Origin of the sequence: Agrobacterium sp. 719_389, assembly GCF_900188475.1 — a bacterium.
Classification (GTDB): domain Bacteria; phylum Pseudomonadota; class Alphaproteobacteria; order Rhizobiales; family Rhizobiaceae; genus Agrobacterium; species Agrobacterium radiobacter.
Window position 1 is genome coordinate 64561 of record NZ_FYEM01000003.1, and the last position, 14368, is coordinate 78928.

Annotated in this window: 15 protein-coding genes and 1 tRNA gene; 10 read left to right on the forward strand and 6 right to left on the reverse strand. The window is 59.2% G+C overall.

The window, feature by feature from the left end; all coding sequences use genetic code 11:
* Window positions 1-273: 273 nt before the first annotated feature.
* Window positions 274-363: transfer RNA gene (locus CFB10_RS07175), tRNA-Ser, on the reverse strand.
* A gap of 220 nt (window positions 364-583) precedes the next feature.
* On the opposite strand from CFB10_RS07175, the gene CFB10_RS07185 reads away from it, so the two are divergent.
* The 10 genes from CFB10_RS07185 to deoA all read left to right on the forward strand — a co-directional run bounded on the left by CFB10_RS07185 (window position 584) and on the right by deoA (window position 9812).
* Window positions 584-901 (forward strand): hypothetical protein, encoded by a 318-nt coding sequence (locus tag CFB10_RS07185; protein ID WP_020011255.1) that lies wholly within the window; start codon window positions 584-586, stop codon window positions 899-901.
* A 78-nt stretch (window positions 902-979) separates the two neighbouring features.
* A complete protein-coding gene (gene msrA, locus CFB10_RS07190; protein ID WP_026363838.1) occupies window positions 980-1630 on the forward strand; it encodes a peptide-methionine (S)-S-oxide reductase MsrA in 651 nt (216 codons plus the stop codon).
* Between the two features lie 214 nt (window positions 1631-1844).
* Window positions 1845-2837 carry a BMP family protein gene (locus CFB10_RS07195; RefSeq protein ID WP_020011252.1) on the forward strand — a complete coding sequence of 331 codons (993 nt, stop codon included), beginning with the start codon at window positions 1845-1847 and terminating at the stop codon, window positions 2835-2837.
* Window positions 2838-2919: 82 nt separating this feature from the next.
* The gene (locus tag CFB10_RS07200; RefSeq protein WP_020011251.1) at window positions 2920-4425 is read left to right on the forward strand and encodes an ABC transporter ATP-binding protein; all 1506 of its coding nucleotides are present in this window, start codon (window positions 2920-2922) and stop codon (window positions 4423-4425) included.
* Between the two features lie 7 nt (window positions 4426-4432).
* The gene (locus CFB10_RS07205; RefSeq protein ID WP_020011250.1) at window positions 4433-5536 is read left to right on the forward strand and encodes an ABC transporter permease; all 1104 of its coding nucleotides are present in this window, start codon (window positions 4433-4435) and stop codon (window positions 5534-5536) included.
* Window positions 5537-5542: 6 nt separating this feature from the next.
* A complete protein-coding gene (locus tag CFB10_RS07210) occupies window positions 5543-6514 on the forward strand; it encodes an ABC transporter permease (RefSeq protein ID WP_020011249.1) in 972 nt (323 codons plus the stop codon).
* Window positions 6515-6518: 4 nt separating this feature from the next.
* A complete protein-coding gene (locus tag CFB10_RS07215; RefSeq protein WP_020011248.1) occupies window positions 6519-6923 on the forward strand; it encodes a cytidine deaminase in 405 nt (134 codons plus the stop codon).
* Entirely contained in the window at window positions 6923-7723 is an 801-nt protein-coding gene (locus tag CFB10_RS07220) for a purine-nucleoside phosphorylase (protein WP_020011247.1), read from the forward strand. The genes CFB10_RS07215 and CFB10_RS07220 overlap by 1 nt, the downstream gene beginning before the upstream one ends.
* Before the next feature lie 2 nt (window positions 7724-7725).
* The gene (gene deoC / locus CFB10_RS07225; RefSeq protein ID WP_020011246.1) at window positions 7726-8499 is read left to right on the forward strand and encodes a deoxyribose-phosphate aldolase; all 774 of its coding nucleotides are present in this window, start codon (window positions 7726-7728) and stop codon (window positions 8497-8499) included.
* On the forward strand, window positions 8496-9812 hold the full coding sequence (deoA, locus tag CFB10_RS07230; protein WP_081629592.1) for a thymidine phosphorylase: 1317 nt from the start codon (window positions 8496-8498) through the stop codon (window positions 9810-9812). The genes deoC and deoA overlap by 4 nt, the downstream gene beginning before the upstream one ends.
* On the opposite strand, the gene CFB10_RS07235 is transcribed toward deoA, so the two are convergent.
* The 5 genes from CFB10_RS07235 to CFB10_RS07255 form a co-directional block, all read right to left on the reverse strand.
* The gene (locus CFB10_RS07235; RefSeq protein WP_020011244.1) at window positions 9805-10326 is read right to left on the reverse strand and encodes a TIGR02281 family clan AA aspartic protease; all 522 of its coding nucleotides are present in this window, start codon (window positions 10324-10326) and stop codon (window positions 9805-9807) included. The two genes, deoA and CFB10_RS07235, sit on opposite strands and share 8 nt — an antisense overlap.
* A 133-nt stretch (window positions 10327-10459) precedes the next feature.
* Entirely contained in the window at window positions 10460-11089 is a 630-nt protein-coding gene (gene upp, locus CFB10_RS07240) for a uracil phosphoribosyltransferase (RefSeq protein WP_003493096.1), read from the reverse strand.
* A 96-nt stretch (window positions 11090-11185) separates the two neighbouring features.
* Complete coding sequence (locus CFB10_RS07245; protein WP_026363836.1) at window positions 11186-12163, reverse strand: adenosine deaminase; 978 nt, start codon at window positions 12161-12163, stop codon at window positions 11186-11188.
* Window positions 12160-13380 (reverse strand): phosphopentomutase, encoded by a 1221-nt coding sequence (locus CFB10_RS07250; RefSeq protein ID WP_020011242.1) that lies wholly within the window; start codon window positions 13378-13380, stop codon window positions 12160-12162. Before CFB10_RS07250 ends, CFB10_RS07245 begins: the two co-directional genes overlap by 4 nt.
* 113 nt (window positions 13381-13493) lie before the next feature.
* Window positions 13494-14255 carry an SURF1 family protein gene (locus CFB10_RS07255; RefSeq protein WP_020011241.1) on the reverse strand — a complete coding sequence of 254 codons (762 nt, stop codon included), beginning with the start codon at window positions 14253-14255 and terminating at the stop codon, window positions 13494-13496.
* Between the last annotated feature and the right edge of the window lie 113 nt (window positions 14256-14368).

Below are 14368 nucleotides of genomic sequence, written 5' to 3' on the forward strand. Positions count from 1 at the left end.
GAGGCATTCCATTGACAACTCCTTGACTTGGATTTGCAGTATTCGCTGCAGTTATGCGGCGTATATAAGGAGCGATTTTTCCTGCTGCAAGGCGCAAGAGAGGGGTAAGAGCAGCAAAAAGCGGATGAATCCCTTGTCTGTGCAGAAGCATAGCCATCAACGCATGCGGAAGCGGAAAAACGCGACTTTGCCGTTACGCCTTGCCGTTATTGAATGCGGCCGGGTTGGACGCTGGCGGGGTTCGGTTTTGACGCTGATAGAGATGGCGTGAAATGGCGGACAGGGTGGGATTCGAACCCACGGTACGCTTTCACGCACACACGCGTTCCAGGCGTGCGCCTTAAACCACTCGGCCACCTGTCCTTTTTTCAAATCTGCATGTTTTGAAGAATGCAAATCACTGGAACGGCGCGATATATACCGATGAATTCGCAGGGATCAACACGAATCTGACAGTTTTTTGAAATGTCGGCAATTTCCTGTGTTCCGACGCGATTGCAAACCGGTTTTCCCACCTTTATCGATGCATTATAGGTTTCAAAAAGTGGCTGTCTGACCGGCAGATCGTGAGCGAGGTATACCAATGAAAGCTTTTTTGCGGTTTTTGAGCTTTCTTTTCCTCGTTGCGGCGGTTTTTCTGGGCGTGCTCGATTCGATCCGCTCGGTTTCCACATCCTCGATCGACATCACCGGCATCCTGTCCGTCTGGAACTATCTTCTTCCTGCTTCCCGCACCATGGTGGAAGCGGCCTTGGCTCACTATATTCACCCTGAAGCGTGGCGCTTCATTGAAAACGCCCTGACGGCGGTGCCCGCATTTGCCGTTTCCCTGGCGCTTTCCCTGCTCTGCTGGATGGCGGGGTACAGGAAACACAGGGCGATGCGGCGTTTGTCAGCCTGACTTATGTCAGTCGAATTGGGCGCGCCCGCAGACGTGAACCACAAGAGAAGCGGCGGAGCTGGCCGCATGGAGGACCGAATGTTCCTGTTCGATACGCTTTCAAAAAAGACGACGATGCCGACGCAAGAAACCGCCTTGCCTGGCCGTGAAGCGGCGCTTGCGGTGCCGGAAGCCCATTTTGTCAATGGCCGGCCCTTGAAGGGACCTTATCCCGACGGTCTTGAAACCATCTATCTCGGCATGGGCTGCTTCTGGGGCGCGGAACGGCTGTTCTGGAAAACGCCGGGGGTGTGGGTGACGGCGGTGGGTTATGCTGGTGGTTTCACCCGTAATCCCACCTATCAGGAGACGACGACAGGTCAGACGGGCCACGCCGAAGTGGTCAAGGTTGTCTATGACCCGGCCGTGATTTCGCTCTCGGGCCTCTTGAAGATATTCTTTGAGGAGCACGACCCGACGCAGGGGATGCGCCAGGGCAACGATGTCGGCACGACCTATCGTTCCGCCATTTACGCGACGACGGAAGGCCAGTTGCAGCAGGCGCAGAAAGCGCGTGATGCTTTTCAGGAGGCTCTGGAGGCGGCGGGCCATGGCAGCGCCATCACCACCGAGATCGGGCCGCTTGAAAAGTTTTATTACGCTGAAGACTATCATCAGCAATATCTTGCCAAGAACCCGGGTGGCTACTGCGGCCTCAGGGGAACGGGCGTAAGCTGCAATATCGACTAGATTTTTTGCAGGTCGCCGGGTGGAAAGACCAAAAAAGCGCCAGAATAAAGTTTTTCCACCGGGTCAAAAAAACCGGATGAATTTTTCATTGAGCCATGCAAGGATATGAGCCAAGCACAGCCGGGAAACACGGCTGGCGGTTCCGCAGACATTCCCGGCCAACGGGTTTGCGGGAGGACCCTTAAAATATCAATTGCAACAACAGGGCTGCACAATGAAAAAATCCCTTCTGACGCTTTTTGCGCTTGCCGCAATGTCGGCTTCCGCGCTGGCCGCCGATATTAAGCCGGCGCTGGTCTATGGCACGGGCGGCAAGTTCGACAAGTCGTTCAACGAAGCCGCTGCGGCTGGCGCTGAAAAGTTCAAGGCGGAAACGGGCATCGAGTTCCGCGATTTCGAGCCGACCAGCGACACGCAGGGTGAACAGGCCATCCGCAACTTCGCCAGCAAGGGCTTCAACCCGGTCGTTGCTATTTCCTTCATCTGGGAAGCGCCGATGGCCAAGGTCGCGGCAGAATATCCCGATACGAAGTTCGTGATTGTTGATACGGTCGTGGATGCGCCTAACGTGCGTTCCGTCGTTTACAAGGAGCACGAGGGTTCTTACCTCGTCGGTCTTCTGGCGGGCATGGCCTCCAAGACCGGCAAGGTGGGATTCGTCGGCGGAATGGATGTTCCCTTGATCCGTAAATTCGCCTGTGGTTATGCACAGGGCGCAAAAGCCGCCAACGACAAAATCGAAGTCTTCCAAAACATGACGGGAACGACGGGTGCAGCCTGGAATGATCCCGTCCGCGGCGGTGAACTCACCAAGAACCAGATCGATCAAGGCGCCGACGTGATCTATGCGGCAGCCGGTGCGACCGGTCTCGGCGTTCTGCAGACAGCCGCAGACAATAAGAAGCTTTCGATCGGCGTCGATTCCAACCAGAACCACCTGCATCCCGGCTCGGTTCTGACGTCCATGGTCAAGCGGGTCGATCTCGCAGTTTATAACGCGTTCAAGGATGCCAAAGACGACAAGTTCACAGCTGGCGTCGTGGCGCTCGGCGTGAAGGAAGACGGCGTCGCTTACGCGGTTGACGACAACAACAAGGCTCTGATCACACCGGAAATGACTGCTGCCGTGGACAAGGCGAAGGCCGACATCATCTCTGGCACCGTCAAGGTCCATGACTATATGGCGGACAAGTCCTGCCCGAAATGATATGATACAAGCTTGGGGCGCATGATGATTTTCATCTTGCGCCCTTTTCATATCCAGCCTTCGGAGAGGTTTCGGTTTGAGTATGGACCCTGCAATCGAACTCGTGGGCATCGACAAGAAATTCGGTGCCGTTCACGCCAACAAGAACATCAATCTGACCATTGCCAAGGGCACAATCCACGGCATCATTGGAGAAAATGGCGCGGGAAAATCTACCCTGATGTCTATTCTCTATGGGTTTTATCAGGCAGACGCCGGTGAAATCCGCATGAAGGGCACGCCAGTCTCGATCCGCGATAGCCAGGCAGCAATCAATGCCGGTATAGGCATGGTGCATCAACACTTTATGCTGGTGGAAAATTTCACAGTGCTGGAAAACGTCATGCTTGGTGCTGAAGGCGGCGCGACACTGTCGAGTGGCCGGGCTGGCGCACGTAAGGAACTGAAACGTCTAGAGGAAGATTACGGACTGGAAGTCGATCCGGATGCGGTGATCGAAGAACTGCCTGTCGGTCTCCAGCAGCGCGTCGAAATCCTCAAAGCCATGTATCGGGGCGCGGAAATCCTGATCCTCGACGAGCCGACCGGCGTTCTGACCCCGGCTGAGGCCGATCACCTTTTCAAGATCCTCGGCGTGTTGCGCGAGCAGGGCAAGACCGTCATTCTCATCACCCACAAGCTGCGCGAGATCATGGCGATCACGGATTCCGTCTCCGTCATGCGCCGCGGCGAAATGGTGGCGACCCGCAAGACATCCGAAACCAGCGTCGAGGAACTGGCCGAACTGATGGTGGGCCGCCGGGTGCTGCTCCGGGTGGAAAAGGGTGAGACGACGCCGGGCGAGGTTCTGCTTTCCATCCGCAACCTGACCGTCAAGGACAGCCGCGGCGTCACCATGGTGGATGATGTCTCGCTCGATGTCCGCGCCGGTGAAATCGTCGGCATCGCCGGTGTGGCGGGCAATGGCCAGTCCGAACTTCTTGAGGCGATCGCGGGGATCCGCAAGCCCTATTCGGGAGAGATATGGGTGGCCGGGCAGAAGGTCGACCGTCCCGATCCGGCTATTTTGCGCGAGCTCGGTCTCGCGCATATTCCGGAAGACCGGCACCATATGGGGCTGGTGTTGAAATTCGAGGAATATGAGAACTCCATCCTCGGTTATCACCATGACGAGCGTTACGGCAAAGGGCCTTTCCTAAACCCCGAGGCGATCCGCAAGGATGCGGTCGAAAAGATCGAGAAATACGATATCCGTCCGCCGAACCCGCAGCTGAAGACCGCCAATTTTTCCGGCGGCAACCAGCAGAAGATCGTCGTCGCCCGCGAAATCGAGCGTGACCCCAAGATGCTGATCATCGGCCAGCCCACCCGCGGCGTGGATATCGGCGCCATCGAATTCATCCATCGTCGCATCATCGAAATGCGCGATGCCGGAAAGGCTATTTTGCTGGTTTCGGTCGAACTCGATGAAATCCGTTCCCTTTCGGACCGGATCATGGTCATGTTCGCCGGGCGTGTCGTTGGAGAAAAAACGGCGGAAGCCGAAGAACAGACGCTGGGCCTGATGATGGCCGGCATCGCCGCATGAGGCATGAATGAGCACCGCTTCCACCCCCCTGCCAAACTGGATCAGCTACGGCCTGTTGCCGCTGCTGAATGTCGTCACCGCCTTTCTGATTTCCGGCCTCGTCGTCTGGTCGATCGGTGAAAATCCGCTGGCAGCACTTCGCCTGCTGATCGAAGGTGCGCTCGGCCGTGGCGACGCTATCGGCTTCACGCTGTTTTACACGACGAGCTTCATTTTTACCGGCCTCTCTGTCGCGGTCGCCTTCCATGCCGGTCTGTTCAATATCGGCTCCGAAGGTCAGGCCTATATTGGCGGGCTGGGCGCCGCGCTGGTGGCGCTGGCGCTCGACCGTTATGTGCCCTGGTATGTGACGATGCCCTTCGCCGTCATCGGTGCTGCAGTTTTCGGCGCGGCCTGGGCCTTCATTCCGGCATGGCTGCAGGCAAAACGCGGCAGCCACGTGGTCATCACCACCATCATGTTCAACTTCATCGCCGCGGCGCTGATGGTCTATCTGCTGGTGAACGTGCTGATCGTACCGGGCAAGATGGCGCCGGAAACGCGCACTTTCCTGGCCGGGGGGCAATTGCCGAAACTGGACTGGCTGATGGCGCTGTTCGGCCTCAAGCTTGGGCCGGCGCCGTTCAACGTCTCCTTCATCATCGCGCTGGTCATGTGTTTCCTCGTCTGGGTGCTGATCTGGCGCACCAAGCTCGGTTATGAGATGCGCACACTCGGCGTCAGCCCTTCAGCAGCCGTTTATGCCGGCATTCCCTATGCGCGCACCGTCATCATCGCCATGCTCATTTCCGGCGGTCTGGCGGGCATGATGGCGCTGAACCCGGTCATGGGCGCTTCCGCCCGCCTGCAGGTGGAATTTGTCGGCGGTGCGGGGTTTGTCGGCATTGCCGTGTCGCTGATGGGGCGAAGCCACCCGCTTGGCATCATCTTTGCGGCATTGCTGTTCGGCATCCTCTATCAGGGCGGCGCAGACCTCTCTTTCGAGATGCCGAACATTACCCGCGAGATGATCGTGGTCATCCAGGGTCTGGTGATCCTTTTCGCCGGCGCGCTGGAATATATGTACCGGCCGGCGATCGTCCACATCTACCAGCGCTTGGCAAAGGGGTGAGCTGATATGGATTTCTTCGATATGATGGTCAGCATTCTCGGCTCGACCGTCCGTCTCACCATCCCGCTGCTCTTCACCGCGCTTGCCGGGCTTTTTTCCGAACGCGCCGGCGTGTTCGATATCGGACTTGAAGGCAAGATGCTGGCGGCGGCCTTCGCTTCCGCCTGTGTTGCCTACATCACCGCAAATCCCTGGGCCGGTCTGCTGGCCGGCATTGCCGTCTCCATCCTGTTCTCTTTGATCCATGGTTTCGCCGTCATCACCAATCGTGGCAACCAGATCGTTTCGGGCGTGGCGCTCAACTTCATCGCCGCCGGTCTGACGGTGGTTCTGGGGCAGGCCTGGTTCGGGCAGGGCGGCCGCACACCGCAGCTTCCGGGAGAAGGTCGGTTTGCCCCGATCATCCTGCCGGGTGCGGATGCGCTGCGCGAGGTGCCGTTCATCGGCCCGCTCTACTCCAATGTCATTTCCGGCAATAACATCCTCACCTATCTCGCCTTCCTGGCGGTGCCGCTGTCCTGGTGGGTGCTTTACCGTACCCGTTTCGGCTTGCGTCTGCGCGCCGTCGGTGAAAATCCGGGTGCTGTCGATACGGCAGGCATTTCGGTCACATGGATGCGTTTCCGCGCGGTCATCGTCGCCGGTTTCCTCTGCGGTTTCTCAGGCGCCTATCTCGCGGTGGCGCAATCGGCAGCCTTCATCGCCAACATGTCGGCCGGCAAGGGCTATATCGCGCTGGCAGCGCTGATCTTCGCGAAATGGAAGCCGGTGCCGGTCATGTTCGCCTGCCTGCTTTTCGGTTTTCTGGATGCTTTCGCCAACTTCATGCAGGGCAAATCCGTGCCCGGCATCGGCGAGGTGCCGGTGCAGATTTTCCAGGCCATGCCCTATATTCTGACCTGCATCCTGCTTGCTGGTTTCATCGGCGTCGCCAAGCCCCCCAAGGCCGGTGGCGTTGCCTATGCGAAGGAGCGTTAAACTTATGTCCTCCGATACCCAATCCCATGCCCTGTTCGAGGCAGCGGTGGAGGCCATGGCCTTTGCCCACGCGCCCTATTCGAAATTCCCGGTCGGCGCGGCGATCCGCGCCGAAGACGGCAAGATCTACAAGGGCGCCAATATCGAGAACCTCTCCTTCCCTCAAGGGTGGTGCGCCGAACCTTCCGCCATCAGCGCCATGATCATGGGTGGGGCAAAGAAGATCAGCGAGATTGCCGTCATCGCCGAAAAGCTTGCTCTTTGCCCTCCCTGCGGCGGATGCCGGCAGAAGATCGCCGAATTCGCCACGCCGGAAACGCGAGTCTATCTGTGCGACGAAACCGGCGTCCAGAAGGTCATGACCATGGAAGAGCTTTTGCCCTTCAGCTTCAAGACAGAGCTGCCCTGATGCCGGATATGCTGATCGACATTCTGGTGGAGCGCCTGAACGGTCTGATGCCGCGCGTGGCCATCGTCCTCGGCTCGGGTTTGGGTTCTCTGGTGGAAGAGGTCAGCGATCGGATCCGGGTGCCCTATGCCGAACTTCCGGGTTTTCCCGCAAGCGGCGTCTCCGGCCATGCGGGTGAGCTGGTGGCCGGTTATCTCGGTGGTGAACCGGTCATGATGCTTTCCGGCCGGGTGCATTATTACGAAAAGGGCGATCCCTCCGCCATGCGCGCGATCATCGGGGCGCTGGCCGGTCTCGGCGTGCAGTCGCTCATCCTCACCAATTCGGCAGGTTCCGTCAGGCAGGATATGCCGCCCGGCTCGGTCATGCAGATCACCGATCACATCAACTATTCCGGCATGAACCCGCTGATCGGCGAGGAAAGCGACCGACGCTTCGTCGGCATGACGACGGCTTATGACCCTGACCTGATGCTCGCCATGCGCAATGCCGCGATCCGCGCGACGGTGCCCCTGTTCGGCGGCGTCTACATGTGGTTTTCCGGCCCGAGTTTCGAAACGCCGGCGGAAATCCGCATGGCGCGGCTGCTGGGGGCGGATGCCGTTGGCATGTCCACCGTGCCGGAAGTCATCCTTGCCCGCTTTTTCGGGATGCGCGTTGCCGCCGCATCGGTTATTACCAACTACGGTGCCGGCATGACTGGCGCGGAACTGAGCCATGAAGAAACCAAGGATATGGCTCCCGTAGGTGGCAAGAGGCTTGCCGCCATTCTGAAGGAAATGATCGCAGGAGGAGCGTGACCATGGAACTCCAGCGTCCGCGCGAAGCGGCTGCCCTGACACTGTCCTTGCTGGACCTGACGAACCTCAAGGAAGACTGCACGCCTGAGCAGATTGCCGCTTTGTGCCAGAGGGCGCATACGGAATATGGCAATACGGCCGCGATCTGCATCTGGCCGCGCTTCGTGGCGCAGGCGCGTGCGGCGTTCGGAAAGGACCACGCGATCCGCATCGCCACGGTCGTCAATTTTCCTTCGGGCGATCTCGATGTCGCAACCGTAGTTGCGGAAACCGAAACGGCAATCCGCGACGGCGCCGACGAAATCGATCTCGTCATTCCCTATCGCAAATTCATGGCAGGCGATGAATCGGCAGTTTCCACCATGGTGGCCGCCGTGCGCAAGGCCTGCGCAGCGCCCGTGCTTCTCAAGGTCATTCTTGAAACCGGTGAGCTGAAAGACAAGGTCCTCATTCGTCGCGCCTCCGAACTCGCCATTGCCGAAGGGGCGGATTTCATCAAGACCTCGACCGGCAAGGTCGCCGTCAACGCAACGCTGGAAGCCGCCGACATCATGTTGCAGGCGATCCGCGACAGCAGGCAGAAGGTTGGCTTCAAGCCCGCCGGCGGCATCGGCACGGTGGAAGACGCCACGCTTTACCTGCGATTGGCGGAAACCATCATGGCGCCTAACTGGGCCATGCCCTCCACCTTCCGTTTCGGCGCTTCGGGCGTTCTGGATGACGTCTTGAACGTGCTGGCTGGCGGTGAGCCGGCCAAGGCCGCCAGCGGGTATTGAGCTTGATCCCGCAGGAAATCATCCGCCGTAAACGCGATGGCCTGTCTCTGGAACCGCAGGAGATCGCCGCTTTCATAAGCGCGCTTTCGAAAGACGGCATATCGGAAGGCCAAGCGGCCGCTTTTGCCATGGCTGTGTTTTTCCGTGGCATGAACCGGGACGAGATGGTGGCGCTGACGCTCGCCATGCGCGACAGCGGCGATGTTCTGTCCTGGAGCGATATCGGCAGGCCGGTGGCGGACAAGCACTCGACCGGCGGTGTCGGCGACAATGTCTCCCTGATGCTCGCTCCCATCGTTGCGGCCTGCGGTCTCGCCGTGCCGATGGTTTCCGGCAGGGGCCTTGGCCATACCGGCGGCACACTCGATAAGCTGGAAGCGATCCCCGGCTACAACGTGATGCCGGACGAAGCCCTGTTTCGCCGGACGGTGAAGACGGTCGGCTGCGCCATCATCGGCCAGACGGGCGATCTCGCCCCCGCCGACAAACGCCTCTATGCTATTCGTGATGTGACCGCGACGGTGGATTCCATCCCGCTGATAACCGCCTCCATCCTGTCGAAGAAGCTTGCGGCCGGGCTGCAGACGCTGGTTCTGGATGTGAAGGTCGGCAATGGTGCTTTCATGCAGAGCGTGGAGGATGCCCGCAATCTCGCCCGCGCGCTGGTCGATGTGGCGAATGGTGCGGGCCTGCCGACGACGGCCCTGATAACCGACATGAACCAGCCGCTTGGCGATGCTGCCGGCAATGCGGTCGAAATCGTCAATTGCCTGGATTTTCTGGCTGGTCGCAAAGCGGGAACCCGTCTCGAAAAGGTCGTGCTCGCCTTCGCCGCGGAAATGCTGGTGCAGGCCGGGAGCGCGACTACGCTTGATGAAGGCGAGGCGCTGGCGCTGGCCGCTCTTTCCTCCGGCCGGGCCATGGAGGTCTTTGCGCGGATGGTTTCAGCACTCGGCGGGCCTTCGGATTTCGTTGAGCGCCCGTCCCATTATCTGCCATCCGCACCGGCCACTCTCCCGGTTTCGGCTCCGCGCAGTGGTTGGCTTGCATCCTGTGCGACGCGCGATCTCGGTATGGTGGTTGTGGAGCTTGGCGGCGGCAGAAGAAAGCCGTCGGATACCGTCGACGCTGCGGTCGGTATTTCGGACATGCTGCCGCTCGGCACAAAAGTGGAAAAGGGCGAGCCTATCACCATCGTCCATGCGGATTCGAAGGAAGAAGCGGAACGTGCTGTCAAACGGATTGCGGCCTGCTACGGGATTACTGACTCTGTTCCAGAGATCAGTGCGCCCATTCTTGAGCGGATCACCTGATCAGCCGCATTTCGCCGCCCGATACCTTAAATGACGACAACTGTTTCAGGAAGCTCATGCCGATCAGCATGTTGCTCAGCGCATTGTCTTTGAGCACGATGGCATCGACATTCTGAACGCGGATCGTGCCGATTTCTACTCGGTCGAGCTTCACATAGGCCGCCATGGTCTGGCCGTTGGCGGTCGAGATCGGATATTTGAAATCGAGGCTGTTGACGCCGAAACCGAGCCGCCGGGCGATCGTTTCGTTGATGGCGACCGTGGAGGCGCCTGTGTCGACAAGCCCGTCGAAAGATTTGCCGTTGATACGGAAGGTGGCATTGAAATGACCGCGCGCATCCGCCTTCAGACTGACGCTGCCCAGCGACACCGGCTGCGGTTTGGCAAGTTCGGTGGCGGCGTCGGATTTTGCCGCGCCGTTTTCCGGGCGCGGCTGAAATTTTTCCATCAGCGCCGGGATCTGCGTGGCGCTGACCGAAAGACCGACAAGCAGAAAAATCGCACGCGCCAGCAAGTGACTACTCCCAATGGCTAGGTTTATTCAGACGCAGCATAGGCGCAAAACATGCTGAAATCTTAAAAGAAAAAGCCATCCGCCGCGTTGGGTGCGGCGAATGGCTCAAGCGGTTAAGCAATGATGAACGGTGTTATTTGGTGCCGTACATGCGATCACCGGCATCGCCGAGGCCGGGAACGATGTAACCCTTTTCGTTCAGCTGCTTGTCAATTGCGGCGGTGTAGATCGGCACATCGGGATGCGCTTCACGGAAATTCTTGATGCCCTCGGGGGCGGCCAGCAGACACAGGAAGCGGATGTTCTTCGCACCACGTTCCTTCAGCTTTTCCACGGCGGCAATCGAGGAATTGCCGGTTGCCAGCATCGGATCGACTACGATGATAAGGCGCGCATCGAGACTTTCGGGAGCCTTGAAGTAATATTCGACGGCCTCCAGCGTATCGTGATCGCGATAAACACCGATATGGGCAACGCGCGCCGAAGGCACGAGTTCGAGCATGCCTTCCAGCAGGCCGTTGCCGGCGCGCAGGATGGAGGCGAAAACCAGCTTCTTGCCCTCAAGCACCGGAGCCTCGATGGTTTCCAGCGGCGTATCGATGGTTTCCATCGTCATTTCAAGGTCGCGCGTCACTTCATAGCAGAGCAGCGTCGAGATTTCCCTGAGTAGGCGGCGGAAGCCGGCCGTCGAGGTTTCCTTCTTGCGCATGATGGTAAGTTTGTGCCGCACCAGCGGATGTTCGATGACTGTGACGCCGTCCATGAAACTGGCCTTCCTTTTTATCTTGTGCCCCTGTAATTCACCGAAAGTGCGCTTTTCGCAAGCCTTGTTCGCGGTTTTACCCCGCGAACCGCGACGTCACGCACAATCGAGTTTTGCAAGCAGCCGATTGCGCGTTTCCTCGTCCACGAAGGCGCATTCCAGCGCGGTTCGGGTCATGCGGTTGATCTCGGTATCGTTGAAGCCGAACTCGTCCGCGGCCAGCGCATATTCCCGTGCAAGCGAGGTGAAGAAGAATGGCGGGTCGTCGGAACTGATGCAGACGCGCACCCCGGCGTCGCGCAACGCCTTGAGCGGATGGCTGGCGAAATCGGGATAAACGTCGAGTGCGATATTCGATCCGGGGCAGACCTCCAGAACCGTTCCCGCCTCGATCAGCCGGGCGACGAGACCGGCATCTTCGATGGCCCGCACGCCATGCCCGATGCGGGCCGGCTTGACGAGATCGAGTGCGTCGGCAACGCTTTCAGGGCCGCAAACCTCACCCGCATGGATGGTCAGCCCAAGACCCGCATCGCGGGCAATGTCGAAGGCGCGCGCATAATCGGCGACCCGACCCATACGCTCCTCGCCCGCCATATTGAAGCCGGTTACCAGGGGATGCTTAGCACGCGCCGCATACTCAGCAGCTGCGATTACCCGTTCAGGACCGAAATGCCGCTCGCCGGTGACGATGATGCGGGTCTCGATGCCGGTCTTTTCTTTGGCGATGCGGATGCCCTCGGCGATACCGGCTAGATAGGCGTCGGCACCGAGCCCGATCCGGTCGCCATGATCGGGTGAAATGATCAGCTCGCTATAGATCGTATTGGCTTGCGCAAGTTCGGTGAGATAGGTTTCGGTCAGGACGGCATAATCCTCATCCGTCTTGAAAACCTGCGCCACCGCATCATAACAGCGGATGAATTCAGCGAAATCCGACCAGACATATTGGCCGTCGCGCAGAAAGCCGCTGGTGTCTATGCCGTATTTCTCCGCCTGCCTTGCGACGAGCGCGGGCGGTGCCGCCCCTTCAAGGTGGCAGTGGATTTCCGCTTTCAGCAAATGGGATGTCAAATGAAGCTCCTGCCGTGAGAACCGGCCTCGATGCCAAGATGGTGGGCGATGCTTTCACCGATATCGGCGTAGCTTGAACGGATGCCGACATCACGGGAACGGATACCCGGCCCGAATGCCATGATAGGCACCCTTTCCCGTGTATGATCCGTGCCCCGCCAGGTGGGGTCGCAACCGTGGTCGGCGGTGAGAAGGGCGATATCACCCGGCGCCATTTTGCGATGGATTTCGGGGATACGCGCATCGAAGGCCTCAAGGGCCGCCGCATAACCGGCAACGTCGCGACGGTGGCCAAAAAGCATGTCGAAATCGACGAAATTGGTGAAAACGAGATCGCCATTCTCAGCTTCGTCGATGGCCTGCAACGTCGCGTCCATCAGTGCGCTGTTGCCATTTGCCTTGATGACGCGCGAGATACCCTGATGGGCATAGATATCGCCGATCTTGCCGATCGCGTGCACCTTGCGGCCGGCCTCTACAAGCCGGTCGAGCAGGGTCGGTTCCGGTGGCGGCACGGAAAAATCGCGGCGGTTGCCGGTGCGTTCGAAGGTTGCGACCGTTTCGCCAATGAAGGGGCGGGCGATGACGCGGCCGATATTCAGCGGATCGAGCAGCTTGCGCACCGTCTCGCAGAGCGCGATAAGCCGCTGCAACCCGAAATGTGTTTCATGCGCGGCTATCTGGAATACGGAATCGGAAGAGGTGTAACAGATCGGCTTGCCGCTCCTGATATGCTCCTCGCCGAATTTCGCCATGATCTCGGTGCCGGAAGCATGACAATTGCCGAGAATGCCGGGAATATCGGCCTGCCTGCAAATGGCGTCCACCAGATCAGGAGAAAAGGCGTCGCCCTCCGTGGGGAAATATCCCCAGTCGAAAGTCACCGGCGTGCCCGCGATCTCCCAATGGCCTGAGGGCGTATCCTTGCCCTTGGATATTTCACTGGCGGAACCGTGCAGGCCGAAAATGCGCTCTGGCGGTTCCATGCCGGCAGGAATGTCGCCGCTTGCCTGTTTCGCGATCTCCAACAGGCCGAGCGAACTCATGTTCGGCAGCTTCAACGGACCGGAGCGAAGCCCGGCTTTGTCGGCGGCGCCCGCGGCACAAAATTCCGCGATATGGCCAAGCGTGTTCGCGCCAAGATCGCCATAGTGTTCCGCATCGGGTGCGCCGCCGACGCCGAAGGAATCCAGAACGAGAAGAAATGCTCTTGCCATAACTCACCGAAACAAAATGCGCCGACGGGCAATGTCAGGCCGAACTGTCGTTATAGATCAGCAAAACGTGAAGAAGGAAGTGCTTTTATGAACCATCCGGTAAAACCGGCTGTTCAATCCTCGCCCCGTTTCGATTTGGGAGCATTGAGATTACGCAGGACATACCAGCCCGCAGCCACCACCATGGCCGCCAGAATATACCACGTAACGGCATAGGAGAGGTGGTTGTTGGGGAAGGTGAGCATGGTCTTGCCGCCGACCGGCAGGCCGCCCGGATTGGGTGTTGCGTCGGCGTCGACATAGAACGGCGCGACATCGGAAAGGCCGGATGCCTGCGAGATCTGAGGAATATTGCGGGAATACCAGCGGCCATTTGCGGGATCGTTGGTGCGCAGGAAAAGCCCGCCGGTTTCGGGCGCGCGCATCAGCCCGACGATCTCGACGTTGCCGGCTGGTTCGCTTTCCCGGCGGGAGGATGGATCGCGCCTGTCGGACGGCACGAAGCCGCGATTGACGATGATGCTGGAGCCATTGTCGCGCTTGAGTGGCGTCATCACCCAATAGCCGGGGCCGAGGTCTGTGACCGTATAGACCTGAACCTCCCTGTCATTGAGGAAGGTGCCGGACAGTTTCACACGGCGATATTCGTATTCCGCGGGGTCGTTGAGTGCTGGCCATTCGCCGACGGCAGGGGCATCGACAGGATCGGCATGGGCGCGGGCTTCGACGCGCTCGATAAGATCGAGCTTCCAGGAAAGGCGTTTGACCTGCCATGTGCCGAGCACCAGCAGCAGACCCGTCAGGACAACGGTCAGAAACAGAACGACGATCGCGGCGGGGCGGATGCCTCGGTTGTGGGGTGTGTTTTCACTCATGTCACGGTCCTTGCGAAGCGCGGCTGGCGGGAAAGGCCATCTGCTTTGGTGAGCCTTTTGGTGCCCGCCGGGGCTTCCTCCAGCAAATAACCCCATAAATCGCGCGGGATTCA

Excerpts from the sequence above, each read along its gene's own strand:
- upp (WP_003493096.1), bottom strand. The coding sequence starts at position 11,089 with ATGGACGGCGTCACAGTCATCGAACATCCGCTGGTGCGGCACAAACTT.
- CFB10_RS07195 (WP_020011252.1), top strand. The coding sequence starts at position 1,845 with ATGAAAAAATCCCTTCTGACGCTTTTTGCGCTTGCCGCAATGTCGGCT.
- CFB10_RS07255 (WP_020011241.1), bottom strand. The coding sequence starts at position 14,255 with ATGAGTGAAAACACACCCCACAACCGAGGCATCCGCCCCGCCGCGATC.
- deoC (WP_020011246.1), top strand. The coding sequence starts at position 7,726 with ATGGAACTCCAGCGTCCGCGCGAAGCGGCTGCCCTGACACTGTCCTTG.
- msrA (WP_026363838.1), top strand. The coding sequence starts at position 980 with ATGTTCCTGTTCGATACGCTTTCAAAAAAGACGACGATGCCGACGCAA.
- CFB10_RS07205 (WP_020011250.1), top strand. The coding sequence starts at position 4,433 with ATGAGCACCGCTTCCACCCCCCTGCCAAACTGGATCAGCTACGGCCTG.
- CFB10_RS07215 (WP_020011248.1), top strand. The coding sequence starts at position 6,519 with ATGTCCTCCGATACCCAATCCCATGCCCTGTTCGAGGCAGCGGTGGAG.
- CFB10_RS07250 (WP_020011242.1), bottom strand. The coding sequence starts at position 13,380 with ATGGCAAGAGCATTTCTTCTCGTTCTGGATTCCTTCGGCGTCGGCGGC.
- CFB10_RS07220 (WP_020011247.1), top strand. The coding sequence starts at position 6,923 with ATGCCGGATATGCTGATCGACATTCTGGTGGAGCGCCTGAACGGTCTG.
- CFB10_RS07185 (WP_020011255.1), top strand. The coding sequence starts at position 584 with ATGAAAGCTTTTTTGCGGTTTTTGAGCTTTCTTTTCCTCGTTGCGGCG.
- CFB10_RS07200 (WP_020011251.1), top strand. The coding sequence starts at position 2,920 with ATGGACCCTGCAATCGAACTCGTGGGCATCGACAAGAAATTCGGTGCC.
- CFB10_RS07210 (WP_020011249.1), top strand. The coding sequence starts at position 5,543 with ATGGATTTCTTCGATATGATGGTCAGCATTCTCGGCTCGACCGTCCGT.